Annotated in this window: 25 protein-coding genes; 6 read left to right on the forward strand and 19 right to left on the reverse strand. The window is 47.2% G+C overall.

Annotated elements, in window-relative coordinates:
- Nucleotides 1-9: 9 nt before the first annotated feature.
- From CSHOW_RS07500 to CSHOW_RS07515, 4 genes are read right to left on the reverse strand one after another with little or no spacing between them, the layout of a single operon-like run.
- On the reverse strand, nucleotides 10-333 hold the full coding sequence (locus CSHOW_RS07500; RefSeq protein ID WP_002949807.1) for a DMT family transporter: 324 nt from the start codon (nucleotides 331-333) through the stop codon (nucleotides 10-12).
- Nucleotides 330-659 (reverse strand): DMT family transporter, encoded by a 330-nt coding sequence (locus CSHOW_RS07505; RefSeq protein ID WP_002949808.1) that lies wholly within the window; start codon nucleotides 657-659, stop codon nucleotides 330-332. Before CSHOW_RS07505 ends, CSHOW_RS07500 begins: the two co-directional genes overlap by 4 nt.
- A complete protein-coding gene (gene kdsA, locus CSHOW_RS07510) occupies nucleotides 649-1,455 on the reverse strand; it encodes a 3-deoxy-8-phosphooctulonate synthase (protein ID WP_002949809.1) in 807 nt (268 codons plus the stop codon). The genes CSHOW_RS07505 and kdsA overlap by 11 nt, the downstream gene beginning before the upstream one ends.
- Nucleotides 1,455-2,384, reverse strand: coding sequence for a DMT family transporter (locus CSHOW_RS07515; protein ID WP_002949820.1), 930 nt, complete (start codon nucleotides 2,382-2,384; stop codon nucleotides 1,455-1,457). The genes kdsA and CSHOW_RS07515 overlap by 1 nt, the downstream gene beginning before the upstream one ends.
- A gap of 102 nt (nucleotides 2,385-2,486) precedes the next feature.
- On the opposite strand from CSHOW_RS07515, the gene der reads away from it, so the two are divergent.
- From der to CSHOW_RS07545, 6 genes are all read left to right on the forward strand, one after another.
- Nucleotides 2,487-3,890, forward strand: a complete 1,404-nt coding sequence (der, locus tag CSHOW_RS07520) for a ribosome biogenesis GTPase Der (protein ID WP_002949821.1) — start codon at nucleotides 2,487-2,489, stop codon at nucleotides 3,888-3,890.
- Nucleotides 3,883-4,410 (forward strand): shikimate kinase, encoded by a 528-nt coding sequence (locus tag CSHOW_RS07525; protein ID WP_002949822.1) that lies wholly within the window; start codon nucleotides 3,883-3,885, stop codon nucleotides 4,408-4,410. The genes der and CSHOW_RS07525 overlap by 8 nt, the downstream gene beginning before the upstream one ends.
- A gap of 408 nt (nucleotides 4,411-4,818) precedes the next feature.
- On the forward strand, nucleotides 4,819-5,784 hold the full coding sequence (gene trpS, locus CSHOW_RS07530; protein WP_002949825.1) for a tryptophan--tRNA ligase: 966 nt from the start codon (nucleotides 4,819-4,821) through the stop codon (nucleotides 5,782-5,784).
- Nucleotides 5,785-5,799: 15 nt separating this feature from the next.
- Nucleotides 5,800-6,240: a hypothetical protein gene (locus CSHOW_RS07535; protein WP_002949826.1), complete on the forward strand. Its 441-nt coding sequence runs from the start codon at nucleotides 5,800-5,802 to the stop codon at nucleotides 6,238-6,240.
- 9 nt (nucleotides 6,241-6,249) lie between these two features.
- The gene (gene serS / locus CSHOW_RS07540; protein ID WP_002949827.1) at nucleotides 6,250-7,494 is read left to right on the forward strand and encodes a serine--tRNA ligase; all 1,245 of its coding nucleotides are present in this window, start codon (nucleotides 6,250-6,252) and stop codon (nucleotides 7,492-7,494) included.
- On the forward strand, nucleotides 7,494-9,884 hold the full coding sequence (locus tag CSHOW_RS07545) for a tetratricopeptide repeat protein (RefSeq protein WP_002949828.1): 2,391 nt from the start codon (nucleotides 7,494-7,496) through the stop codon (nucleotides 9,882-9,884). Before serS ends, CSHOW_RS07545 begins: the two co-directional genes overlap by 1 nt.
- Nucleotides 9,885-10,105: 221 nt before the next feature.
- On the opposite strand, the gene CSHOW_RS07550 is transcribed toward CSHOW_RS07545, so the two are convergent.
- From CSHOW_RS07550 to pglA, 15 genes are all read right to left on the reverse strand, one after another.
- Nucleotides 10,106-10,804 carry a vWA domain-containing protein gene (locus CSHOW_RS07550; RefSeq protein ID WP_039895467.1) on the reverse strand — a complete coding sequence of 233 codons (699 nt, stop codon included), beginning with the start codon at nucleotides 10,802-10,804 and terminating at the stop codon, nucleotides 10,106-10,108.
- Nucleotides 10,805-11,023: 219 nt separating this feature from the next.
- On the reverse strand, nucleotides 11,024-12,541 hold the full coding sequence (locus tag CSHOW_RS07555; RefSeq protein ID WP_002949830.1) for a 2-isopropylmalate synthase: 1,518 nt from the start codon (nucleotides 12,539-12,541) through the stop codon (nucleotides 11,024-11,026).
- A gap of 123 nt (nucleotides 12,542-12,664) precedes the next feature.
- The gene (pssA, locus tag CSHOW_RS07560; protein WP_002949832.1) at nucleotides 12,665-13,444 is read right to left on the reverse strand and encodes a CDP-diacylglycerol--serine O-phosphatidyltransferase; all 780 of its coding nucleotides are present in this window, start codon (nucleotides 13,442-13,444) and stop codon (nucleotides 12,665-12,667) included.
- Entirely contained in the window at nucleotides 13,425-14,069 is a 645-nt protein-coding gene (locus CSHOW_RS07565) for a phosphatidylserine decarboxylase (protein ID WP_002949835.1), read from the reverse strand. The genes pssA and CSHOW_RS07565 overlap by 20 nt, the downstream gene beginning before the upstream one ends.
- Before the next feature lie 4 nt (nucleotides 14,070-14,073).
- The gene (gene ftsH, locus CSHOW_RS07570) at nucleotides 14,074-16,002 is read right to left on the reverse strand and encodes an ATP-dependent zinc metalloprotease FtsH (RefSeq protein ID WP_002949836.1); all 1,929 of its coding nucleotides are present in this window, start codon (nucleotides 16,000-16,002) and stop codon (nucleotides 14,074-14,076) included.
- Nucleotides 16,003-16,020: 18 nt separating this feature from the next.
- Complete coding sequence (locus CSHOW_RS07575; protein WP_002949838.1) at nucleotides 16,021-16,851, reverse strand: 50S ribosomal protein L11 methyltransferase; 831 nt, start codon at nucleotides 16,849-16,851, stop codon at nucleotides 16,021-16,023.
- Between the two features lie 13 nt (nucleotides 16,852-16,864).
- Nucleotides 16,865-17,230, reverse strand: coding sequence for a chemotaxis response regulator CheY (locus CSHOW_RS07580; RefSeq protein WP_002949840.1), 366 nt, complete (start codon nucleotides 17,228-17,230; stop codon nucleotides 16,865-16,867).
- 66 nt (nucleotides 17,231-17,296) lie between these two features.
- Entirely contained in the window at nucleotides 17,297-18,007 is a 711-nt protein-coding gene (gene hisA, locus CSHOW_RS07585) for a 1-(5-phosphoribosyl)-5-[(5-phosphoribosylamino)methylideneamino]imidazole-4-carboxamide isomerase (RefSeq protein WP_002949841.1), read from the reverse strand.
- On the reverse strand, nucleotides 18,007-18,618 hold the full coding sequence (gene hisH / locus CSHOW_RS07590) for an imidazole glycerol phosphate synthase subunit HisH (protein WP_002949842.1): 612 nt from the start codon (nucleotides 18,616-18,618) through the stop codon (nucleotides 18,007-18,009). The genes hisA and hisH overlap by 1 nt, the downstream gene beginning before the upstream one ends.
- Nucleotides 18,615-19,511: a PDC sensor domain-containing protein gene (locus CSHOW_RS07595; RefSeq protein ID WP_002949843.1), complete on the reverse strand. Its 897-nt coding sequence runs from the start codon at nucleotides 19,509-19,511 to the stop codon at nucleotides 18,615-18,617. The genes hisH and CSHOW_RS07595 overlap by 4 nt, the downstream gene beginning before the upstream one ends.
- A gap of 2 nt (nucleotides 19,512-19,513) precedes the next feature.
- Nucleotides 19,514-21,292 (reverse strand): UDP-N-acetylglucosamine 4,6-dehydratase (configuration-retaining), encoded by a 1,779-nt coding sequence (pglF, locus tag CSHOW_RS07600; protein WP_002949845.1) that lies wholly within the window; start codon nucleotides 21,290-21,292, stop codon nucleotides 19,514-19,516.
- On the reverse strand, nucleotides 21,293-22,381 hold the full coding sequence (gene pglE / locus CSHOW_RS07605; protein ID WP_002949848.1) for a UDP-N-acetylbacillosamine transaminase: 1,089 nt from the start codon (nucleotides 22,379-22,381) through the stop codon (nucleotides 21,293-21,295). It abuts the gene before it with no gap.
- A gap of 234 nt (nucleotides 22,382-22,615) precedes the next feature.
- Nucleotides 22,616-23,221, reverse strand: coding sequence for a UDP-N-acetylbacillosamine N-acetyltransferase (gene pglD, locus CSHOW_RS07610; protein ID WP_002949853.1), 606 nt, complete (start codon nucleotides 23,219-23,221; stop codon nucleotides 22,616-22,618).
- The gene (pglC, locus tag CSHOW_RS07615) at nucleotides 23,208-23,813 is read right to left on the reverse strand and encodes an undecaprenyl phosphate N,N'-diacetylbacillosamine 1-phosphate transferase (RefSeq protein ID WP_002949855.1); all 606 of its coding nucleotides are present in this window, start codon (nucleotides 23,811-23,813) and stop codon (nucleotides 23,208-23,210) included. Before pglC ends, pglD begins: the two co-directional genes overlap by 14 nt.
- On the reverse strand, nucleotides 23,806-24,933 hold the full coding sequence (gene pglA, locus CSHOW_RS07620) for a N,N'-diacetylbacillosaminyl-diphospho-undecaprenol alpha-1,3-N-acetylgalactosaminyltransferase (RefSeq protein WP_002949858.1): 1,128 nt from the start codon (nucleotides 24,931-24,933) through the stop codon (nucleotides 23,806-23,808). The genes pglC and pglA overlap by 8 nt, the downstream gene beginning before the upstream one ends.
- Nucleotides 24,934-24,937: the final 4 nt, after the last annotated feature.

Genomic DNA, 24,937 nt, shown 5'->3' on the forward strand with positions numbered 1-24,937 from the left:
TTTCTCCTTTTAGATTATTTTTAACATTACCGCGCTTAGCGTTATTAGCGATAGATAAAACGCCTTTTGCACGCTCATTTTTTCTTTATCAAACACTATCCCGATACCCACGGCTCCGACCGCTCCGATGCCCGTCCAGATCGCGTACGCCACCGACATCGGCATCGCCTGCATCGCGTAGCTCAAAAGCCAAAGCGAAATGGCAAAATTTGCGACTAAAATCAAAAAATTCGCCGCCTTTTTCACGCCGAAGCTTTTTTGAAATTTGGTTAGAAAAAATACGCCCGAGACCTCGCAGAACCCAGCCGCCAAAAGAGCCAAAACATGCGTCAAGATTTTAGCCTTTTTAGCCCCAGCACGCCCACGATCAGCGTCGCTATGAAAAATAGCCGCAATAAATCCGGCGTCTGGCCGCTTGCGCGAAATTCGCTCACAATCTCGGCGATCACGACGAAAAACGCCCCAAGCCCCACAAACACGGTGTATGTGATACTAATGGGCAAGTATTTCATCGCCATGATAAAGGACGTAAAGCTAACGCAAACGAGCATCGCAGTGAGCGCGATCTCTGGCGCGCTTGATGCATGTTTTAGCCCGTACGCCCAGCCGCACTCGGCGACCGCGCCGCCTAGCACCCACAAAAAGCCCTTAGTTTGCATCGCCTAGGGCTTCTTTTATCTTAAAAATTTGAGCGATATTTGCGTCCAGTTCGTCCAAATTTAGCATATTCGGCCCGTCGCAAAGCGCCTCGCAAGGATTTACGTGCGTCTCGTAGAAAAATCCGTCCACGCCGGCAGCTGCCGCAGCTCGCGCTAGATAAGGCACAAATTTCGCGTCTCCGCCGCTTTTCTCACCCAAAGCCGACGGCATCTGCACGCTATGAGTAGCGTCGAAAATCACGGGCGCAAATTCTCTCATCAGCACCAAATTTCGCATATCTACGACTAAATTTCCATAGCCAAAGGTACTACCTCGCTCGGTTAGCCACACGCCGTTTTGTTTAGCAATCTCGTATCCGTCGCCCTTTACGCCGCGCGTTTCTAGCACTTTTTTGACCGAGTGCTTCATCGCAGATGCTGCTAAAAACTGCCCCTTTTTGATATTTACCACCGCTTTTGTCTTAGCCGCAGCCACGAGCAAATCTGTCTGGCGACATAAAAACGCGGGGATTTGCAGCACGTCGGCTACTTCGCCTACGGGTGCGGCCTGGTAGCTCTCGTGGATATCGGTTAAAATTTTAAAACCAAATTCCTTTTTTACCTTAGCTAAAATTTCGCACCCTTTTTCAAGTCCAGGCCCGCGAAACGAGCTTATACTCGTGCGATTTGCCTTGTCAAAGCTTGATTTGAAATAAAAATCTATCCGCTTATCTTCGTTAAATTTAACTAGCCTTTTTGCCACGTCAAAAACGAGCTGCTCGCTCTCGATGACGCAAGGCCCCGCTATTAGTATCATCATCTCTCCCTTGCTACGATTATTCCGCTGATAACGACCAGCATTATACCAAAAAACGCCGCCGCATTAGGCAGCGTATCGCCCATAAAAAAGCCGATGACGAGCGAAAATACGACATCCATATAGCTTATCGCGGCTACCGAGCCCGCCTTTTTGCTCGCCGCATACGCCTTCGTCATATAAAACTGGAAAAAATAACCCGCAAGCCCCATTAGCGCGATTAAAATTATGCCTTTAAAATCGGGCACGGTAAAGGGCGCTAGTAAAAAATCTAAAGGCTCAAATTTGACCCACTCGGCAGCGCCCATCAGCAGCATCGGCAGCGCCGTTCCCCACGCCATAAAGCTAAGCACGATAACACTCGTGTCGTAGCTTTTGCGCAGCGAACGCACGCTAAGCATCGCCAGCGCAGCCCCTACGCCGCTCCAAAGACCCAGCCAGTCAGTTTTACTGATACCTAAATTTGGCTGGATGATAAAAAGTATCCCGATAAAGCCCAGAAATATCGCGCCCCAACCCTTTTTGCTAAGCGCTTCTTTTAAGAAAATCGCCGCAAAAATCGCCGTGAAAATGGGGCTGGTTTTTTGAAAAGTATAGGCAGCGCCTAAATTTATGTGAGCGATGTTGTAAAAAAGAGCAAAAAGCGCGACCGTGCCGATAAAACCGCGAAACATCAGCACCCAAAACTGCCCGCCTTTTTGATGCGTCGGCGGCCTTTTGTAAATGGCGTAAAGCACGATAGCAAGGCCGACGGCGTTTCTAAAAAACACAACCTCGATGCTTGACATCTGCTCGCTCAAAACTTTCGCAAAGCCTCCGACGGCAGCAAAAAACATACACGCGATGATCATATAATAAGCGCCCAAATGGTGCAAAACGTATCTACGAAACAAAATTTTTCCTTTAAATTTAGGCGTATTGTAATGCAAAACGGCTTAAATTTATAAACAATGTAAGCAAAAAATTTGTATAATTGGGATTTAACGCGGCGAACTTCGCCGTAAATATAACGGGATTTTTAAGGGAAAATTTTGCAAAAGATAATTTTAGTCGGCAAGCCAAACGTCGGCAAAAGCTCGCTCTTTAACCGCCTAGCCGGCAGACGTATAGCCATCACCAGCGACGTTAGCGGTACGACGCGAGATACGAACAAAACGATTATAGAAATTTACGATAGAAGCTGCGTTTTGATCGACAGCGGCGGACTCGACGATAGTAGCGAGCTCTTTAAAAACGTCAAGGCAAAAACCCTAGCCGAAGCTAGAAGCTCGGATGCGATCATCTTTATGGTCGATGGCAAAATGATGCCTAGTGACGAGGACAAAGCCCTATACTACGCGCTTTTAAAGCTAAATTTACCGACCGCGCTCGTAATCAACAAAATAGACAGCAAAAAAGACGAGCTGCGAAGCTACGAGTTTGCAAATTTCGGCGCAAAAACGAGCTTTGCCATCTCGGTTAGCCATAACGCAGGCATAGACGAGCTAGCGGACTGGATCTATAAACAGCTAAAAGACGAGATTCGCCCCGACGTAGGTGAAGATCTGGACGAGTTTTTAGAAAATTTCGGCGACGACGGCGAGGTGGTTAGGGAGATGTCGGCTCGCGAGGATTATGAACGCAAAAATATCCAAGTAGGCATCATAGGACGCGTAAACGTCGGCAAAAGCTCGCTTCTAAACGCGCTAGTAAAAGAGTCCCGCGCGGTCGTGAGCGACATAGCCGGCACGACGATAGACCCGGTAAACGAGACTTTCGTCTATGAGGATAGAGTTTTTGAGTTCGTCGATACCGCGGGTATCAGAAAACGCGGCAAGATAGAAGGCATCGAAAGATACGCGCTAAACCGCACAGAGTCCGCGCTAGAGCTAGCCGACATCGCGCTTTTGGTGCTTGATAGCTCCGAGCCGCTAACCGAGCTTGACGAGCGTATCGCGGGCCTTGCGGCTAAATTTGAGCTGGGCGTCATCATCGTGCTAAACAAATGGGACAAAAGCGAGGAAGATTTTGATAAATTTAGCCGCGAGATCAGGGATAAATTTAAATTTCTCGCCTACGCGCCTATCATCAGCGTGAGCGCGCTCGGCGGCAAAAGGGTGCATAAAATTTACCCGCTGATATTAGAAGTTTATAAAAACTACACGCAAAAAATCCAAACCGCAAGGCTAAACGAAGCTATCGAAGAGGCGGTAAAAGCGCATCCTATACCGCGCGAAAAGGGTAAGAGCGTGAAAATTTACTACGCAGTGCAGTTTGGTTTCGCGCCGCCAAAAATCGCACTCGTGATGAACCGTCCGCGCGCCCTGCACTTTAGCTACAAGCGCTACCTGACAAACAAACTGCGCGAAAAATTTGATCTATCCGGCACTCCTATCGTGCTGATACCGAAAAATCGTAGCGGCTCGGACGAGGAAAACGAGGGAAGAAGTGAGTAAAAATTTAGTTTTTATCGGCTTTATGGGCGTGGGCAAAGGCACGGTGGCAAGGCACATCGCAAAAAAAATGGGCAAACTGTTTTTGGATACCGACGAGCTGATCGAAAGCGAGCAAAATTTAAAAGTACGAGAAATTTTCGAGAAAAAAGGCGAGGAGTATTTTAGAAAATGCGAGGCAAAACTCGCTAAAAAGCTGGCTAAAAACGTAAAATCCTCGGTGATAGCGGCAGGCGGCGGCTTTGCAAAGGTTAAAGGCCTTAAAAAAATCGGTAAAATCATCTATCTAAAATCAAGTTTCGAGGCGATTTTAAAGCGCATAGACGAGAGCGGCGAAGCGCAGATGCACTATGCCAAGCGCCCGCTTTTGCGCGATCTAAACGCAGCAAAAAAGCTTTTTGACGAGAGAAAAAAGATGTATAAAAGCGTCGCCGATCTCATAATCGACGTCGAGGGCAAAGAGCTGGAGCAAGTCGCGAAAGAGATCGAGGCGCAACTAAAATCAAGAAAAAGGACTAAGTAAAATTTTGGTTAAAATTTAAGCGTAAATTTTAAAATTTGTGGTTTTAAATTTCTTTTTTAAATTTGAGCGGTTTAAATTTAATGCGAAAGCGTTTGGCTGTATCGGCGTGAAAATTCGGAGTGGTTTGTATCGCTGAAATTTGAGTAGCGAATGTCAAATCTTAAGTGAGCTAAAATTTAAGTTCAAATTTGATGGATTTCAAAAGTTTAATACAACAAAAATAAGCGGCAATATCGTCAAATAGCCGTGCAAATTTTATAAAAACAAAAAATAAGGCGCGATATTTTTTCGCTAGACGCGGCAGATTTTGCTTTGCGAATGAGGCGCACTTGTCGTGCGTCGCAGTGAAGCAAAGCAAAATCTAACAAAGTAAAGCGAAAAAAGATAAGCCGCAAAAAAGGATAAAATTTGAGAGTACTAACGGGTTTGCAACCAAGTGGCAAACTACACCTAGGCAACTACTTCGCCTCGATCAAACAAATGGTTGAGGCGCAGGGGCAAAGCGAGATGTTTATGTTTATCGCAAACTACCACGCGATGACCTCGGTCGCCGACGCGGGGAAGCTAAAACAAAACACTTATGAGGCGGCGAGCGCGTTTTTGTCGCTGGGTATCGATCCGCAAAAGAGCGTATTTTGGGTACAAAGCGACGTAAAAGAGGTTTTAGAGCTCTACTGGATACTGAGCCAATACACCCCGATGGGCCTGCTAGAGCGCGCTCACAGCTACAAGGACAAGGTCGCAAAGGGTCTTACCTCGCATCACGGGCTTTTTAGTTATCCCGTTTTGATGGCGGCAGATATCCTGCTATACGGCGCGCAGGTCGTACCAGTGGGCAAGGATCAGATCCAGCACGTCGAGATCGCACGCGACATCGCGATCAAATTTAACAACGAGCACGGCGATATCTTCGTCCTGCCGGAGTACAAAGTCGATGAAAACGTAGCTACCGTGCCGGGCACCGACGGCGCGAAAATGAGCAAAAGCTACGGCAACACGATAGATATTTTCGCCAGCACTAAAGAGCTAAAAAAGCAAATTTCAAGCATCGTGACGACCTCCGAGCCGCTTGAAGCGCCTAAGCAGTGGCAAAACTGCAACGTCTATAATATCGCTAAATTATTCCTAGACGAGGACGGACAGCGCGACTTGCAGGCTAGATATGAGCGCGGCGGCGAGGGACACGGACACTTTAAGATGTATCTAAACGAGCTGGTTTGGGGCTATTTTGCGGATGCGAGAGAGAAATTTGATTATTATCTAAATCACGCTGGCGAAGTGGATGAAATTTTAAACGAAGGCGCGAAAAGAGCGCGAGCCGTAGCGGCTCCGATAATGGAAAAAATACGCGCCGCAACCGGCATCTATAAATAAATTTAAAGGAAAAAAGTGCAAGCAATCTACCCTTACGCGCATCTTATTCATCTTATCTGCGCTATCATTTTCGTCGGATTTTTATTTTTCGACGTGATTATTTTTTCAAGAGCCAAAAAGAAACTGCCCGCAGATATAGCGCAAAAAGCGCAGCAGGCTATCTCAAGCGTCGCGATAAAGATTATGTCGCTTTGCGTGCTGATTTTGATTTTAACGGGCGGCATGATGATGAGCAGCTGGGTTGGCTCGAAGGCGGGCGGATATTTCGCGTCAAATTTACAAACCGTGTTGATGATAAAGGTTATTTTAGCGATGCTGATATTTGCGGCGGTAGCGACCAATCTCGCGTGCAAATTTATACTAAAGCGCCCTAGCCCGCTGGGCAACATTCATCCGTTTGCGTTTGTGGCTGCGGCGATCATCGTGATACTTGCTAAAGTTATGTTTATGGTTTAAGGAGAGGACATGATAAATTTAAAACTACTCGACACTCGCTACGACGAGTTCGTAAAAAAATTACAAGGCAAAAACGTAAAGCCCGAGGTTTTAAACGAGCTTTTGACAACATTTAACGAGCTAAAAGCCAAACGTCAAGCCCTAGAAAATTTCCAAGCGATCCAAAATGCTAAGAGCAAAGAGCTAGGCATAAAGGCTAGAAACGGCGAGAACACCGACGAGCTAAAAAACGAGCTAAATTTAAACAAAGCAGCGATGGGAGATGCCGCAGAAATCGTGCGCGCATACGAGGAAAAGCTAGAAAACATCGCAAGCTGCGTGCCTAATATTACCGATGACGACGTGCCGTTTGGCAAGGACGAGGACGATAACGTCTGCGTAAAAACGGTGCTTGAGCCTACCAAATTTGACTTCGCGCCAAAGGAGCACTGGGAGCTTGGCGAGAGCTTAGGCTGGCTTGATTTCGAGCGCGGCGTTAAGCTATCAGGCTCGCGCTTTTGCGTGCTAAAGGGCATGGGAGCGCGCCTATCAAGAGCGCTAGTTAACTACATGATCGACTTTAACAACGCGCGCGGCTTTGAACTGGTTAACGTACCGTTTTTGGTAAATGCAAACACGCTTTACGGCACCGGACAGTTGCCTAAATTTGAAGACGATCTATATAAGGCTCAGGGCGAGGACCTGTATCTAATCCCTACTAGTGAGGTGCCGGTGACGAATCTTTATAATGACGAAATTTTACCCGTAGAGAGCTTACCGATAAAGATGACTTGCTACTCGGCGTGCTTCCGTAAAGAAGCGGGCTCCGCCGGACGCGACACGCGCGGCATGATACGCCAACATCAGTTTGAAAAGGTCGAGCTCGTAGCCATCACGACTCCAGAGCTTAGCGCACAGATGCTAGACGAGATGGTAGCGTGCGCCAGCGACTTACTAACGAGCCTTGGATTGCCGCACCGCCACATGTTGCTTTGCAGCGGAGACCTTGGCTTTAGCGCGGCAAAGACGATAGACCTCGAGGTCTGGCTACCGGGGCAAAACAAATACCGCGAGATAAGCTCGGTGTCAAATACCCGCGACTTCCAAGCGCGCAGGGCTAAAATCCGCTACAAAGACGGCAAGAAAAACGCTCTGGTAAACACCCTAAACGGCTCGAGCCTAGCCGTAGGTAGGACTCTCATAGCAATAATGGAAAACTACCAAAAAGCAGACGGCAGCATCGAGATCCCGGAAGTTCTTAAAAGGTACATGTAGTGGCGCAAAACAACGATGAAAACGTAGTAATCCTCGAAGAGGCCGAAACCCAGCTAAGCGACAAAGAGCCCCGACCGGAAGAACAAGAAGGTGGCGAAAGCGACGAGCTGGTTTCGCTCGACGAGCTAGAACCAGTAGTTCCCGAACAAACCGCAGACGCGCAAGAAGAGGCTAAAAAAAGCAAGAAAAAGCTTTTTATCATCGGAGGATCGGCGGGCGCGCTCGTCATCATCTTGGCCGTAGTTTTGTTTTTCGTTTTTAGAGGCGAGAAAAAGCCGCCGATAGACGAAAAACAGATCGTAAAAGATATCGAGGAGCACTACGAGTCGCAAAAATTCGGCAGCTCAAAGATCGACGACATGATCGCTAAGGCAAATTTACTCTACGAAAAGGGCAATAAATTTGAGGCGCTGAAAATCTACGAAAACATCGCAGTTTATAACCAAAGCCTCTCAAACTATAATCTCGGCGTTTCGCAGATGAGGCAGGGCAAATTTGAAGACGCGCTAAAAAGCTTTAAAAAAGCTATCGACAATAATGAAAACGTCGCCGTTAGCGCCATAAATGCCGCAGTCAGCTCACTGGAGCTAAAAAACGAGCAAAATTTTAACTACTACATAAATCTCGCAAGCTCGTTTTTATATAAAGAAGCAGACTCTCCGCTATACAACTACTACTACGCGCTCATAAACTACTATAAAGGCCAATACGTCGAGGCCCTAGCGGCCCTCTCGCACGCCGAAAACGGCTACTATAAAGATCGCTACGACTACCTAGCGGCTAAAATTTTAAGCTTTATCGGCGACGATGCCGAAGCGATAAAAAAGCTCGAAGCCCAAAAAGAATTTGACGCAGATCTAGCTCTGGGTATGCTCTACGCAAGGCTCGGGCAATATGAAAAGGCCAGAAACAGACTAAATTTAGCACTCAACAAAGGCGGCGACTCAAATAAAATAAACTCGATGATAGCCATCATCAACCTAAAAGACGGCAATTTTGAAGCTGCGACCAATGAAATAAAAGCTGTTTTTCACGAGGATCCGCTATTTTTAAATGCGAATTTCCCGATCAAAACGATCCTAAAACCAGAGCTTTTCGACGTAAATTTAGCTCAGGCGCACTTTAGAAACGACCTGTTTTTCGACAAAACCAAACGCTACGAGACGCTATTTTACTTCGCGCCTTATAAAGTTTTTGACCCGAACCAAACGATAAACTACATAAGAAAAGGCGGAGTTAGCCTATTTTTGGACGATGCAAGCGCAGCGGGAAACTACCTAAACGCTAGCGGCGCTCTCTCAAAGGTAAATTTAGAGCTCTCATCAGCCATCGCAAACGCCCTAAACTACAAGCTAAAGCAGGCTAACGCGCAGTTCGCCTCGCTCATCTCGCTATATCCCGAACACTCGGTTTTACACTACGATCTGGCACTTAGCTACGCGCAGCTGGGCAACTTTAGCATGGCGGCGAAACACTTTATCACGAGCTATCACCTAGACCCGACAAATCACCTAGCAGGCGTACTGGGCGCTATCGCAAACGACATAAACGCAGTGGATAATACTAAGCTACTACAAGAGATCTCTGAAAATCTCGACCACGACTCAAGCTCGAAAGACGCACCGGTTAGCCAAGCTCTAATGGCGCTCATAGCAAATAACAGCGGCGCTTTAATGCGCTGGCTAGAAGAAGATAAGGAAGAGAGCGCGCTAAATTTAGCCTTTGACGCGATAATCGCAAAGATGACCGACAAGGGCGAGGAGTTTGCTAAAAAAACGCAAATTTTAAAGGCCAAGCTGCCTGAAGATATCGTGGCGAATATCCTTGATTTTATCGCAAACTATAAGGATGAAGGCATCAAAAAATACGTCGAGCAAATCCAAATTTACTTCCACGACAAACGGCTAAACGACGCGGCGTTTTACCACGGCGCAAACATCATCAAAGAGCAATACATAAAGCTTTTGCAAATCTCGGGTCTACTAAACTACGAACGCGAGAAAATAAAAGCGCTACTAAAACAAGGCGCCAATAACACCGATTTGCTCCAGACGCTAGCTTATATCGACATTTTCACGAATGATTTTGAAGAGAGCTATCAGATCTACAACCGCATAATCGACGAATTTAAGATAAACGACGCGGGCACGCTATTTCTAGCTGCCGTAGCCGCCATCGGCTCAAACCACCCGCAAAACGCAACCGCGCTTTTGGAGCTATCTAAGCTTACCGATCCAAATGCGATGGAAAGCCGCGTGGCGCTTGGACACCTATACCAAGAGATCGATAATATCGAAGCTGCGACGATACAATACGGACTGATAAAAGATCCAAATTTTAAAAGCAAATTCGTTGATTTTATGATTGATTACGAGAAGCTGAAAAAGTAGTTTATTTGGGCGATACGGCGATAAACTCGTCGCAAAGTCGCCCGAATAATTTTTATAGATTAATAGCACCGAAGCGAAGCGGTTTTGTTAAATTTGACGAGAAGCAAAAATAACTCACCTCGTCAAATTTGATCGCCCTGATACGCTTTGCGCTATGACTAGCTATTTAAAAAACAACCGCAAATTTAAGCACGGCACTAAGCCGCGCCTAAAGCCAAATTTTACTTATCCTTAAGCACCTTTTCGCGCCATTTTGAGCTTGATTTTTTATCCATCGCCATATCTTTAGACATCTCGGCCGCAGCCTCGAAGTTTTTCTGCACGCCCTCACTGCTGTTTTTGTATTTCACCGCGTTCGTGCCCTTTATACCTAAGCTCTGCGCCTCGCTAACCGCATCGATATTCGCTCCCAAAAATATAAACTCCCAGTCGTATTTTTCCTGCTTATCGCTTATCATCTTTTTTATCTGCGCCTTTGAGTACTCCTTGCTCGAGTTTTCCTGTCCGTCGGTTACGATCACGAAAAGCACGGCTCTGTTTTTGGCGTAGATGTCCTCGACTTTTGAGATTTTGTTTATCGTATCGCCGACCGCGTCTAGTAGCGCGGTATTGCCGCCCGCGACATAGTCTTTGTTTGTTAGCTTCTCGACCTTTTTGATATCGGCTCTATCGTGCAGAGTTTTAAAATTCGTATCAAAAAGCACCGTCGTCACCTTGGCGTCCACGCCTGCTTCTTTTTGCTTGTCGATCATCGAGTTAAAGCCGCCGATAGTATCGCTTTCAAGCCCGCTCATCGAGCCTGATTTATCTAAGATAAGCACCATCTCAAGCTGTTTTGGTTCTGATTTTTGCGGCGCTTCCTCGCTTTTAGCAAACGCAAACGCCCCGATAATCATCAACAAAAACGCGATTTTTTTCATATTTTCTCCTTTGAAAAATTTGGCTTGATTATAGCAAATTTTAAAGGCGTGACGGTAAATGCGAGGGAGCTTAAATTTGAGTTTTGTATTTTTGTTTACCCAAAACCCGGTCAAATTTACTTCAAAATTTACGGCCGAATTTAAAGGCTAAATTTAGAAATTTAAGGCCCGAATCCGAGCCTTAAATTTGCTAAGTGACGCGGTCAAATCGCTTAAATTTTACTTTGTAGCGCTTATTTTAACGTAGCTGTTTAGCGCGCCTACATACGCTTTGGCGCTCGCCGTCATCGTGTCGATATCAAGTCCGTGTCCGATGACGGTTTTGCCGTTAAATTCGACCTTTACTACTACGTTTGCCAGCGCGTCTTTGCCTTGCGAAACGGCGTTTACCTTATAGTCTTTTAGTACGCCGTTTATGCCGCTTAGACGGTCGATGACTTTAAATATCGCGTCTGCCGTACCGTTGCCAAGCGCCGCATCGCTCTTGATCTCGTCTGCGTGACGAAGCGTGATCGCCGCGCTGCTTAGGCCTTTGTTGCAGCTGCTTTGCGTGAGCGTCAAGAACTCGAAAACTTCGGGGATCTTGATGATCTCGCTCGTAACTAGCGCGCGCAAGTCGTCGTCAAAGACCTCTTTTTTCTTATCCGCTAGCGCCTTAAATTTCTCAAACGCCTCGTTTAGCGCGCTATCTTCGAGCTCAAAACCAAGGCTTACTAGCTTATCTTTAAAGGCGTGGCGACCCGAGTGTTTGCCTAGTATCAGCGAGTTTTTATCCAGTCCGATGCTCTCGGCGCTGATGATTTCGTAGGTTTCTTTATGTTTTAACACGCCGTCTTGGTGGATGCCGCTTTCGTGAGCGAAGGCGTTTTTGCCGACGATGGCTTTGTTTGGCTGCGGCTCGATGCCGATGATACCCGCTAGTAGGCGCGAGCTGGGATAAATTTCTTTATAAACTATGTCCGTGTAAAGCGGCGCGAATACGTCGCTGCGCGTCTTTATCGCCATCACAATCTCTTCAAGCGCGGCATTTCCGGCACGCTCGCCGATGCCGTTTAGCGTGCACTCTACCTGCCTGGCGCCCGCTTTTATCGCAGCTAGCGAGTTTGCCGTAGCTAGGCCTAGGTCGTTGTGATTATGCACGGAAACGACTGCGCGACCGTTTATAAATTTAACCATTTCTCCTATGCGAGCGGTAATCTCCTCGGGATATAGATACCCCACGGTGTCTGGGATGTTGATCGTTTTTGCTCCGGCGTTTATAGCGGCGTCGCAAATTTCTTTTAAAAAGCTCATCTCGCTCCTGCACGCGTCCTCGCAGCTAAACTCGACGTCATCGCAGAAGGTTTTAGCGTATTCCACGGCTCGCACGGCACGCCTAATCACTTCATCTGGAGACATTTTTAGCTTAAACTCCATATGGATCGGGCTCGTAGCGATAAAGGTGTGGATGCGCCTATTTTTTGCCGGAGCTATAGCTTCGCCCGCAGCCTTTATATCGCCGTCCACGGCACGGGCGAGCGAACAGATAGAGGCGTTTGAGGCTTGCTTGGCGATCTGATGTATCGCATCGAAATCGCCCCTACTAGCCGCAGCAAAACCAACCTCCATAACGTCTACGTTTAGGCGCTCTAGCTGGCGCGCGATACGGATTTTCTCCTCGGTATTCATTGATGCGCCGGGGCTTTGCTCGCCGTCTCGTAAAGTCGTATCAAATATTATTATTTTATCATTGTTCATTTTTTATCCTTTTTGGGGTTTTTGTTTGTGTGGTTAAATTTTTATTATTAGGGTGTGAAAGAGTCGCTGCTTAGCGCAGCAGCAGAAGTAGAGAGAAAAATGCGTTAAATTTGACGTTGCCGTTCATTCGCTCTCCTTTTGGTTTTTTTTGTTTTTACATCTCATAAAAACATAGCGGATTATACCGTAAGAAACATAAACGCTCATTAAAGCCGTAACCGCCTCGATCGGGTAGATATAAATAACCGAAAACGCGACCGTAAGGCCGACTAATATGCGTAAAAAATGGGCTTTTTTTAGATCGATTTTTTTAAAGCTAGGGTAGCGGATGTTGCTTACCATCAAAACGGAAAGCAAAATTTGCAAAAACAGCAAAAACCACTCGGCACTTCTAGTAAAATCATACTCCAAGCTCAGCCCAACCCAAAATGCAGACACAATGGCCGCCGTTGGTATCGGAAGGCCGATAAAAACAGACGGCTCGTAGGTGCCGGTCATTACGTTAAACCGAGCAAGTCTAATAGCACCAAAAACTACAAACAGTGCAGCGACTAGCGAACCCAAACGCCCAAAGCTGTGTCCGACCGTAAAGTAAAAAAGCATCGCGGGCGCGACGCCGAAAGCTATAATATCGGCAAGACTGTCAAACTCCACGCCGAATTTTGACGTAGTTTTGGTTAGCCTCGCTACTCGCCCATCAAGTCCGTCCAGAAAAAGAGACAAAACGATGTAAATAATAGCCTTAAAAAAGTAGCCGTTAGCCTCCTCGACTAGTCCTGCGCTGGCCGCGATGTAGCCGCGGACGGAAGCGATGATACTGATGATACCCAAAAAGGCCGAAGCCGCCGTGAATAAATTCGGCAAAATATACATTAACTGAAGTTTATGCTGATTGTCTTGCATCTTTTTCCTCGTAGCTAAAAAACCCTAAAATGCCCGCGCTTGCCACTTTTTCGCCAACGCTAACGCTTATTCTCGTATTTGCGGGTAGTATCAGAACCACCTCGCCGCTACCTAAAAAGCCAAATCTCCTGCCCGTCTTTAGACGGCTAAAATTTTCAAAAGAAATACCCTTACTAAGAGATCCGGCGATGACGCGGATCGCAAATTTATTATCTAAATTTTTACATACGAACAAGGCTCGTTCGTTTAAATTTTTAGAAGGCTCCATAGCGTTGCACAAAAACAGGCCGTGCCTCCGCCTGAATTCCAAAAGCTCCATATCGCAAGGAGCCCTGAGCGCACCTGCGTCAAACACGCCCTTACGGATAGTTATGGCTACACACTGAGTATCAAAATAGTAAATTTTATCTATGCTTTTTATCTTACCGTCGATCGGGCTAAGCACGGCGTACGCATCGTCGCTACCTAGCGCTCGCTCCGGGTTTCTAAACCAAAATACGCAAAGCGCAAAAAGCGCGAAAAATAAAATTTGACATACGCCCAAAACCAGCGCAAGCAAAAGCAAAAGCCCTAAAACGAAGACGTATTTGTAGCCCTGTTTTGCGATTAGCCCGATGTTTTGCATATCTTTACGCTTGTTCCTCTTTGTTTTCTTCTAAATTTACGAGCCTGCTAGGCATCCCGCGCTCTTTTTCATAGTTTGCGATAATCTCTCTAACCTTCGCTCCCTCGATAGTTTCCTCTTCGTAAAGCGCCTCAACCATCTTTTCTATCGCATCGCCGTAGGTTCGCAGCGTCTCAAGCACGTGTTTATAGCGCTCATCAAGCGTGGTTTTAATAAATTCATCTACCTTTTCCGCCGTCCTGTCACTATAGTCTCTATCGGCCTGACCGCCGGCCAGGAAAGTACTGCGGCGCTTTTCAAGCACCATAAGTCCAGCGATATCACTCATGCCGTATATCGAGATCATCGAGCGAAGTATATCGGTCGCGCGCTCTAGGTCGTTGCCCGCACCGGTTGAAATCTCTTTTATAAAGACCTCTTCCGCCGCGCGTCCGGCTAGAAGCACGTCTACTTCGGCCATAAGCTCGTGACGCTGCATCATAAATTTATTCTCTTCAGGCGTATGGAGCGTGTATCCCAGTGCCGCAAGCCCGCGCGGTATTATCGATACTTTGGTGACTCTGTTTGCGCCTTTGGTGGTCTCTGCTATGAGTGCGTGTCCGCTCTCGTGATAGGCCACGATGCGCTTTTCTTTCGGATTTATGCGGCGAGATTTTTTCTCAAGACCAGCGATCGCTCTCTCAACGGCCTCGAGCAAATCAGCCTGCTCGACTTTGCCTTTTTCTTTTCTGCCCGCTAGTAGCGCGGCTTCGTTTATGATGTTGGCTAGATCCGCTCCCGCAAGGCCCGCCGTCATGCGCGCGATATCCTCGATACTAACGCTATGATCTAGCTTAATATCTTTTATATGTACGCGTAAAATTTCGATCCTGCCTTTAAAATCAGGCTTATCGACGAGCACCTGCCTGTCAAATCTACCCGGCCTTAAAAGCGCGGCGTCAAGCACCTCTGGACGGTTCGTCGCGGCAAGTACGATAACCGGCGACGCATCCGAGCTAAAGCCGTCCATCTCGGCTAGAAGCTGGTTTAGCGTTTGCTCGCGCTCGTCGTTTCCGCCGATCATTCCGCTAGCTGCGCGACTTTTGCCGATAGCGTCGATCTCGTCTATAAAGACGATCGCCGGGGCTTCTTTTTTCGCATTTTCAAAAAGATCTCTCACGCGACTAGCGCCCACGCCGACGAACATCTCGATAAAGCTTGATCCCGAAACCGAGAAAAACGGCACGTCCGCTTCGCCCGCGACGGCCTTTGCAAGTAGGGTTTTACCCGTACCCGGAGGTCCAACTAAAAGCACGCCTTTTGGGATTTTGGCGCCCAAATTTATATATCTATCCGGATGCTTTAGAAAATCCACAATCTCTTTAACTTCTTCTTTTGCTTCCTGTACGCCTGCTACGTCGGCAAATTTAACCTTCGGTTTTTCCGAGTTTACTAGCTTTTTAGAGCTTCCCATTCCAAGGATACCGCCGCCCATGTTTCGCTGCATGCGGCTAGCCAAAAACATCCAAATTCCAAAGAAAATAAAAATAGGAAGCACCCACGAAAAGAGCATTTCGGTAAACCAGTTCGTCTCGCTATACGCTCCATAAGGGATCTTTTGCTCCTCCAAAATCGGCACTAGCGTTGGGTCGTTTACTCTTTTGGCAAAGTATGTTCTGCCGCCGTTATCCACGGCTTTTATCGAGGTTTCGGAGATGCCCACCTGCGCTACTTGCTTGTTTTTTATCATCTCTTTTATCTCGGAGTACGAGGTACTTTTTGAGCCGGCCGCGCTCTGTCCTAGTAGCGTACCGTCCATCTCGCCGCCTCCGAGCCCGCGAAATGCCACCACTATTATGATAGCAAAAATGGCGAAAATCAAAATCGGATTTTTATTAAAAAAATTATTTCCACCATTATTTAAATTTTTATCATCGTTTTTTCTATTATCCATTATCTTCCTTAAATTATTTTACGCTTTTTGAAATACGAAGCTTTTCCACTCGTTTTTGGTTTGATTTTCTACCAGTTTGAGCGACGAAAAAGCCTCTAAAATTCGCGTTTCGTATTTATCCAAAACGCCTGCTAAAACAAGATATGATCTCTCTTTTAGCAAATTTATCAGATCATTTTTTAGCATTAGTATCACGTCGGCGATTATGTTTGCGACGACGACGTCGTATTTTTTATCCAAATTCGCCACCGAACCGGTCCAAATTTGATTAAATTTAACTCCGTTTAGCTCGGCGTTTTTATGCGAGCTTTGCACTGCTTGCTCGTCCGTATCGCAGGCATCCGTGACGCATCCTAGCTTTGCTAGGGCGATGCTTAGTATTCCGCTTCCGCAGCCTACATCAAGCGCACTCATACCGTTTGCGGCATATTTTTGCAGATACTCTATGCAAGCGCTCGTACTCTCGTGGTGACCCGAACCAAAGGCAAGAGCGGGGTCGATGATGATATTTTCAAACCCGTCTTTAGACTCTTCCCAGCTTGGGTGAATGTAAAATTTACCGATCTCTATCGGTCTTACGTTTTTTTTGTATTCGTTTAGCCAGTCTTTATTTTCTTTTTGGCTTTTTGTTATCTTAAATTCGATCTCGCGGCCGAGCGCATTTTGTAGAGATTTTGCGTATTCTTGCAGGCCAAATTCCACTTCGTCTAGCTCGTCTTCGTCTCGGATGATAAACCCGCCCGTAGTCTCCTGCGTGCAAGTAACGCCCAAAGAAAAAACTAGATCTTCGAAAAGCTCGCGAAGCTCCTGCGAGCAAAGAACTTCAAGCTCGTAAAATTTATCTTTCAAAATTTACGCTCTTTTAGCCCAAAACGTCTTCAAGTTTTTCTTTTAAAACTTGCGGCGTAAACGGCTTTACGATGTAGTTATTGACGCCTGCTTTTAGCGCGGTTATGACTTCGGCCTTACCGCCCTCGGTCGTTACCATGATGATAGGCATATCGACGTATTTTGCCTCGGCGCGGACTTTTTTTACGAGTTCAAGGCCGTTCATCTCAGGCATATTCCAGTCGGTGATAAGCACGTTTATATCGCTATGTTGGCCTAAAATTTGCCACGCTTCGGCTCCGTGCTCGGCCTCTAAAATTTCCTGATGCCCGAGCCTTTGTAGGGTGTTTTTTATGATTCTTCTCATAGTAGAGCTGTCGTCGACTACTAGTATTTTCACAATCGTATCCTTTTTTAAAAAATATCCAATTCTAGCAAATTTTATATTTAAATTTACTTTAAAATTTTAGCGACCCAGTTTAAAGGCCTCTTTTAGATCAAGCGTCCCCTCGTAGTACGCCTTGCCTACGATAGCTCCGTAGACGTCTCCCGCGCGCATAAGCGCCTCAATATCGGAGATATCTTTTACGCCGCCGCTTGCGATCGTATTTATACCGCTTGCCTTTGCGATTTGCGATGTAAATTCCACATTCACGCCGCTAAGAGTGCCGTCTTTTGAGATGTCGGTGCAGATTACCGCTTCGACTCCGGCTCCGGCAAATTTAGTCGCTAGCTCGGTTGCCCTCATCTGCGACACCTCCGCCCAGCCCTGCACGGCGACGAAGCCGTCTTTGGCATCTATGCCGACGGCGACGCGGTATTTTTGTGCCATTTCTTTAGTAAAATTGGGATCTTTTAGCGCTACCGAACCCAAGATAACGCGCGTTATACCGCTATCAAGGTAGCTTTTGATGCGCGCTTCGTCGCGTATCCCGCCGCCGATTTGGATTTGCAAATTTGCGGCTTTTGCGATCTTTTCTACAGTTTTTAGATTTACCGCTTCACCCGCAAACGCCCCGTCAAGATCGACGACATGAAGCCACTTTGCGCCCATATATTCAAACCTTTTGGCTAGCTCCCACGGTGCGTCCGAGTAGATTTTGGCGCTACTCATCTCGCCTTTAAAAAGCCGAACAGCCTTGCCCTCTTTCAAATCTATCGCAGGGAAAATTTCCATCACATCTCTCCGAAATTTCGTAAAATTTTTAGCCCCGTTTCATGGCTCTTTTCGGGGTGCGGCTGAAAACCGAAAATGTTATCTTTGCACACCGCGCTTACGAATTTATAGCCGTATTCGCTAAAGCCAAGCGCCGCATCGTCCCCGCAAACTACGTGATAAGAGTGCACGAAGTATAAATACTCGCTAGCCGCCAGATCCTTATTTATCGGCGTTTGTTTGGTAAAATTTATCGTATTCCACCCCGTGTGAGGCACCTTTAGCGGAGCGTCAAATTTAGACGGGTCAAATTTAACAACTCGTCCTTTTACGAGTCCAAGGCCCTCATTTACGCCAAACTCCTCGCTTTGCTCAAAAAGTAGCTGCATACCAAGACAAATGCCCAAAAACGGCTTTCCGCAGGCTACGGCTTCTTTTATCGCGGGGATAAAATTTCTATCTTTTAGCTTATCCATCGCTTCGCCAAAAGCTCCGACGCCAGGCAAAATAATCTTGTCAAATTTACCCAGTTCCTCGCCGCGACCGACGAGTTTCGCCTTTAAATTTAAACTCTCAAACGCGTTTAAAACGCTTCTTAAATTTCCCGCGCCGTAGTCGATGATGCCGATCAATGCGAGCTCCTTTGCTTGGTAGCAAAAAGATAGATGCTAAGCGCGATCATCAATATCGCAACGCCGCCGATGAGATAGATCGCGTTTATGATGTGATCGGGCGCCGTGATGGCAAATTTAAACACGAGCATCAGCGCCTCGATAGCAAGCGCGATGATGATCGACCCGATAAATCTAATCATCGTTTTGTTTTCCATATCTTCATTGCGCTTGCTTTTACCCAGCACCTCTTCTTCAAATATCGCTTTAACCAGATCAAAGATCGCAAGCGCCAGCGTCAGCACGATCGTGTGCTCAAACATCTTTTCTACTTCGATATTTAAAAGATCATTAGCCAAAAGCCCCTTGAGCGCGTCGGCGAACAAAAACAAGGCTATGGTAAAAAGCGCGACCGAAAATGCGGCGTAAACGACCTTAAGAAATTTACCGAAGTAGCTCTCTAGCTTGCCGTGGGAGACGATGGTTAGGATATTTTCTAGCGAAACGTCGATACACGCGACGAATTTTAGCTCGCCTTTGTCGTCATATATCGGAGTGGACGCCGTTACGCACAGCTCGCCCGTGAGCGAGGACGGGTACGGGTCGCTTAGTACGCAGCGCTTCTCGCGAACCGCGGTGTAATAATAAGACTTATTGCTACAGTTTTCGCCGCCGCCGGCTTTGTATTTTTCATTTAAGCTCACGGCGTCGCCTATTTGCACGCCGTTTGCGTCAAGCACGTAAAACGCGTCAAAGCCCTCTATCTCGTGCGCCATTTTATCAAAGCCGCTTTTTATCGACTCGGCGTTTACCCCCGGCAGCCTGTTTGGCAAATTTTTACTAAAAAGATAGCATATATAGGCTCTAGCCTTGTATCTTAACTCCGAAAACCTATGTATATCTTGTAACGTCAAATTTATTCCTTATTTAGCGCGTGATTAAACTCCGGCACGATCTCTTTGAGCGCCGCCGCGACATCGTCCGCGTGCGTTAAATTTTTAATTTGTTCGTTTAGTTTAGCTACGTCGTATTCGCCCGAGTGTGTCACGAAAATAGACTGAAACTCGGTTTTTACGTCGTCTTTGTTTATTAAAAGCTCCTCGTAAAGCTTCTCTCCAGGACGAAGGCCGACGAATTCGACGCCAAGGTGCTCTTTGTTTGATAAAATCAGCATCTTTTTAGCTAGATCGGCGATCTTTATCGGCTCGCCCATATCAAGCACGAAAAGCTCGCCGCCCTTTGCGATCGAAGCAGCCTGAAGTACAAGCTGACAGGCCTCGGAGACTAGCATAAAGTACCTCGTGATATCAGGATGCGTGACGGTTAGCGGCTTGTTGTTTTCGATTTGTTCTTTAAATTTCGGTATTACGCTGCCGCTTGAGCCTAGCACGTTGCCAAAGCGCACCGCGACGATCTCAGTTTTAGCAGGTAAATTCGAGTTTAGCGCGTAAAGCTCGCACACGCGCTTGGTCGCACCCATGATGTTTGTCGGGCGCACGGCTTTATCGGATGAGATCATCACTACCTTGCTAACGCCGTATTCGATAGATAAATCGATCAAAATTTTAGTGCCGATTATATTATTTACGACTGCTGCTTTCGGGTTTGCTTCGCAAAGCGGCACGTGCTTATAGGCTGCGGCATGGATCGCGATCTGCGGTTTAAACTCCTCAAAAACCGCGCGCAGATCAGCTTCGTTTACGATATTTATCATCTTACTCACGGTTTTGTCGCTATGGGTTATCTCGCCGATTTTATAGAGATTAAACTCGCTGTGATCGATCATGATTAGCTTACTAACGCCAAATTTGAGGCACTGCTTGCAAATTTCGCTACCGATACTGCCGCCAGCACCCGTAACCAAAACGACCTTACCGCCTAAAAACTTCTCCACCGCGCTACTATCTAGGTCTTTTGGCTTTCTAGCTAGCAGATCCTCGATCGAGATATCTTTGATCGCGTCCTTGCCGGTGCCAAACATAGAAAAAATCTTGATATCACGGATGCCATAAGTCGTAAGCTCGTCAAAAAGCTCCGCCAGCTCGTCTTGACCCAGAGCTAGCGCGATGATGGCGGTTTTTACGTTGTATTCTTTAATCAAATTTGCGATTTCGCTCTTTGGCTGCACTAAAAATCCGTCGCAGTAAGTGCCGACTAGATCGCTCCTGCCGTCCACGACGCCTACCGCATATAGATCGATATAGCCCTGCCTAAGCCCTTTTAAAACGTGAAGCGCCTTTGACGTAGCGCCGATAACGACGCAAGGCTCGCCCGTGTGCGGCTTTTTAGAAAAGTCTAAAAACATACGCTTGGCGATCCTTAAATTTCCGATTAGCAGGCACGAGATGATAAAGTCTATAAAAACCACGCTTCGAGGAAACGGGTTAAAAACCGCGGGCATCGCAAAATAAACGATCCAAAAGCAAACTATCGAGCAAAGATGAACGAGGAAAATTTTCCTCGCTTCGTTTAGTCCGAAAAATCTCCACGGCACCTTGTAAATTTTAAAAAGCCACATGAAAAATAGCTTTAAAACCACCATCGTAGCGCAGCCCGCGACCAGTCCGCCTCTAAAATAATCAGGCAGCACGCCGCTAAATCTAAGCAGATACGCCAGATAAAACGACGCGACAAATATCACGATGTCAAAGGTTAGAAAAAACGCAAGCCGCTTTAGCTTCGTCGCCTTAAACATTTATAAATTTTCCTTTACGATTTTTACTACTCGCGCGAACTCCTCGTCCCCCATCGCCGTACCGCTAGGCAGGCAGATACCGCGCGCAAACATCTCCTCGCTAGTCCCGTCCGCAAACGCTAGAGCCCCCTCAAACACAGGCTGCATGTGCATCGGTTTCCAAAGCGGACGGCTTTCTATATTTTCCTTAGCAAGCGCCTCTATCACGCGTAGATGCGCGCCTTTTTCTTTAAATAGCGCGGTCGTTAGCCAGCGGTTGCCGCGAGAATTTGCTATCTCGGGCATAAACTCAAGCTCGGGAAGCTCTTTTTTGTATTTTTCAAAAATTTCGCGCTTTTTTATCACGCGCTGCTCGAGCACCTCCATCTGCGCCGTTCCGATCGCGCCTAAGACGTTGCTCAGGCGGTAGTTGTAGCCGTAATCTTTGTGCTCGTAGTGTAAAAAGGGCTCCCTAGCTTGCGTGCTGTAAAATCTCGCCTTTTCCACGAGATCTCTTTCGCCCACTAGCATGCCGCCGCCGCTTGTGGTGATGATTTTGTTGCCGTTAAAGCTATATGCGCCAAGTCGTCCGAACGTGCCTAGAGCCTTGCCGTTATAAAAGCCGCCCAGCGCCTCGGCCGCGTCTTCGACTACGGCGATGTTTTCTTGTTCGCAAATCTCGCAGATCTCTTTCATCTTTGCGGCCTGGCCGTAAAGGTGCGTGACGACGAGCGCTTTTGGCTTTTTAGGCGAATTTGCGATCGCCTTTTTTAGTAGCTCTGGGCTTAGATTCCAGCTTTCGTCGCTATCTACGAAAACGGGCGTAGCGCCTTGATAAAGTACCGGGCTAACGGACGCCATGAAGGTAAACGTAGAGGCTAGCACCGCGTCTCCCGCGCCGATACCAAGCACTCTTAGCGCCAGGTGGATCGCCGACGTGCCGGAATTTAGCGCTAATGCATCGGACGCTCCCGCGTAGCTTGAGACGCTCGCTTCAAATTTATTCACATATTCGCCAAGCGGCGCGATATAGTTGCTCTTAAAAACCTCGTTTATATACTCTTGCTCTTTGCCGCTCATGTGTGGCGGGCTTAGGAAAATTCTTTGCATTATTATTCCTTAAAGAAATTTACGCATTGTAGCACTTAAAATCTAAATATTTTTATAAAAACTCGTTTAAATTTGCTTTTAGGCCGTAGAAAATGGGATTTTGTTAAATTTTGCGTCAAAATATATTTTAAAAAGGTAAATTTGACGCCTTGCGGGATACTTTATCTATTTTGCCTGCGCCGTCCTTTGTAGCTACGGGCGCAAATTTGACGAGCGATATTTTAGCTCTCAAATTTAGCTTAAATTTCGCCTAACTTTAGCAGGATTGCCGTAGGCGACGACGTTATCAGGCACGTCTCTTACTACGACGCTACCCGCTCCGATGATACAGTTTGCGCCGATTTTTATGCACTGCACTACGCAAGATCCTATGCCTACGTGGGTATATGCACCCACGATCACGCCGCCTGCTAGCGCCGCGTTTGGGCTAACATGGGCAAAATCTCCGATCTCGCAGTCATGCTCGATGATCGCGCCAGTGTTTATTATCGCGCCCTCGCCTATTACAGAGCGCGCGTTTATGACGGCATTTGGCATCACGACCGCGCCCTCGCCTATTTTTGCGCTACTACTTACTACCGAGCTTGAATGGATTAAATTTACTACGCGAAAGCCGGCGTTTTTTACTCTTTCTTGCAGGATGCGTCTGATTTTATTATCTCCGATAGCCACAATCACGTCCGCTTTTTCGAGGCTCGGGTCAAATTTGAGCACGTTTTTACCGTCAAATTTGGAGTCATCCAAAAACACGACCTTGCCGTATCCGCAGGCTCTTGCCACGTCTGCTACGACTGCTCCGTGTCCGCTAAAGCCGTAAACGTAAATTTTAGTTGCGGCCATTAAATTTCTCCGTCGTAGCCATACCTTCTTTACTCACGCCGCTTCGCTTTAGCACCTTTTGCACCGTTAAAATCGCGATTTTAACATCCAGCGCAAAGCTAAGCTCGCGGACGTATCTCGCGTCAAATTTAAACTTCTCCGCCCAGCTGATCGCATTGCGACCGTTTACCTGCGCTAGCCCCGTGATGCCGGGTCTCACGTCGTGGCGGGTCGCCTGCTCTGCGTCGTAAAGAGGCAGATACTCGACCAGAAGCGGACGCGGCCCGATGAAGCTCATATCGCCCTTTAGCACGTTAAAAAGCTGCGGCAGCTCATCAAGGCTGAGGCTTCGGATAGTCTTGCCGATGCCGCTTAGGCGCATCTCGTCGGACAGCAGCTCGCCGTCCGCGCCGCGCTCGTCGCTCATCGTTTTAAATTTGTAAATTTTAAAAATTTTAGCGTGTAAGCCCGGGCGCGCCTGCGTAAAAATGACGTTACGGCTAACCTTAAAATATATCAAAACCGCGACGACCGCCATGATCGGCAACGTTAGCACGATCAAAAAAATCGCGCCGCAAATATCCAGTAATCTCTTAAAAAACACCCTATACATCGATAAATTTCCTATAAATTTCTATATATTTCCTAGCGACCGCTCGCTCGTCAAACTCACGCACGGCAAGCTCCCGCCCGTTTCGCCCCATTTGCGCGGCCAAATTTTCGTCGTTTAACAAAATTTCTATCTTTGCGGCTAGATCCGCAGAGCTTTTTACCTCGCAAAGCAGGCCGTTAAAGCCGTTCGTTACGGCCTCGTTGCAGCCGGCCACGTCGCTAGCCACGACCGCGCGGCTCATACTCATCGCCTCTAAAACCGTGCGAGGAAAGCCCTCTTTGTAGCTTGGAAGCGCAAGTAGATAGCTAGCCTTTAAAAGCTGCGGCACGTCGTCTCTAGCGCCCAGATATCGCACGGCGCCGCCTTTTAGAAACTTCTCGTCGGCCGTGCTTTTGTTGCCCTCAAACCCTTCGCCCGCAAAGACGAACGCGCAGTCCTCGCGCCCGCGTAAAAGCTCTGCCGCCTCGTAAAACTCGCGCACGCCCTTGTGCCACATCGCGCGCGCTATCATCAGCACGATCTTTTTACCGCGCAGATCCTCGCCTAAATTTGCGGCCGACACGCTGCTTTCGTCAAATTTGAGCGTATCCACGCCCACGCTTTTTATCTTAAAAATTTTCTCTTCGGTAATCAGTCCGCGAGCTAGAAAATACGCCGGATCGGCCTCGTTTACGAATACGCAGCCGTCGCTCATATTTAGCGCTTTTTTATAAAGCGTCTCGATCGCAGCGCGTACTAGACGGGTTTTTAAGTCGTTATCGATATAAAAGCTACCCAGCCCCTCGACCAAATTTATCACGCGCTTTATGCCTGCTTTTTTAGCCGCAAAAGTGCCAAACACGTTTGACTTGTGCGCCGAGGTTTGCAGTAGGTCTAAATTTAGTCCGCGTAAAATCTCGGCTAGTTTTTTTGAGTTTTCAAGCACGGTTAAAGGGTTTAAGCTCGCGCGGTCAAGCTCGTACGTCACGCAGTTAAATTCGCTTTTTAGCCTATCCGTGTAGTCACCCTTTGGCGCGATAGCAAAAACCTCGTGACCGAGCCGCTTTAGCTCGCGCATGATCGGGGCGCGGAAGAAGTAAATGCTCATATCGGCGTGAGATAAAAATCCAAATTTAGCCATTTTT

Origin of the sequence: Campylobacter showae, from assembly GCF_004803815.1 — a bacterium.
Taxonomy (GTDB): Bacteria; Campylobacterota; Campylobacteria; order Campylobacterales; family Campylobacteraceae; genus Campylobacter_A; species Campylobacter_A showae.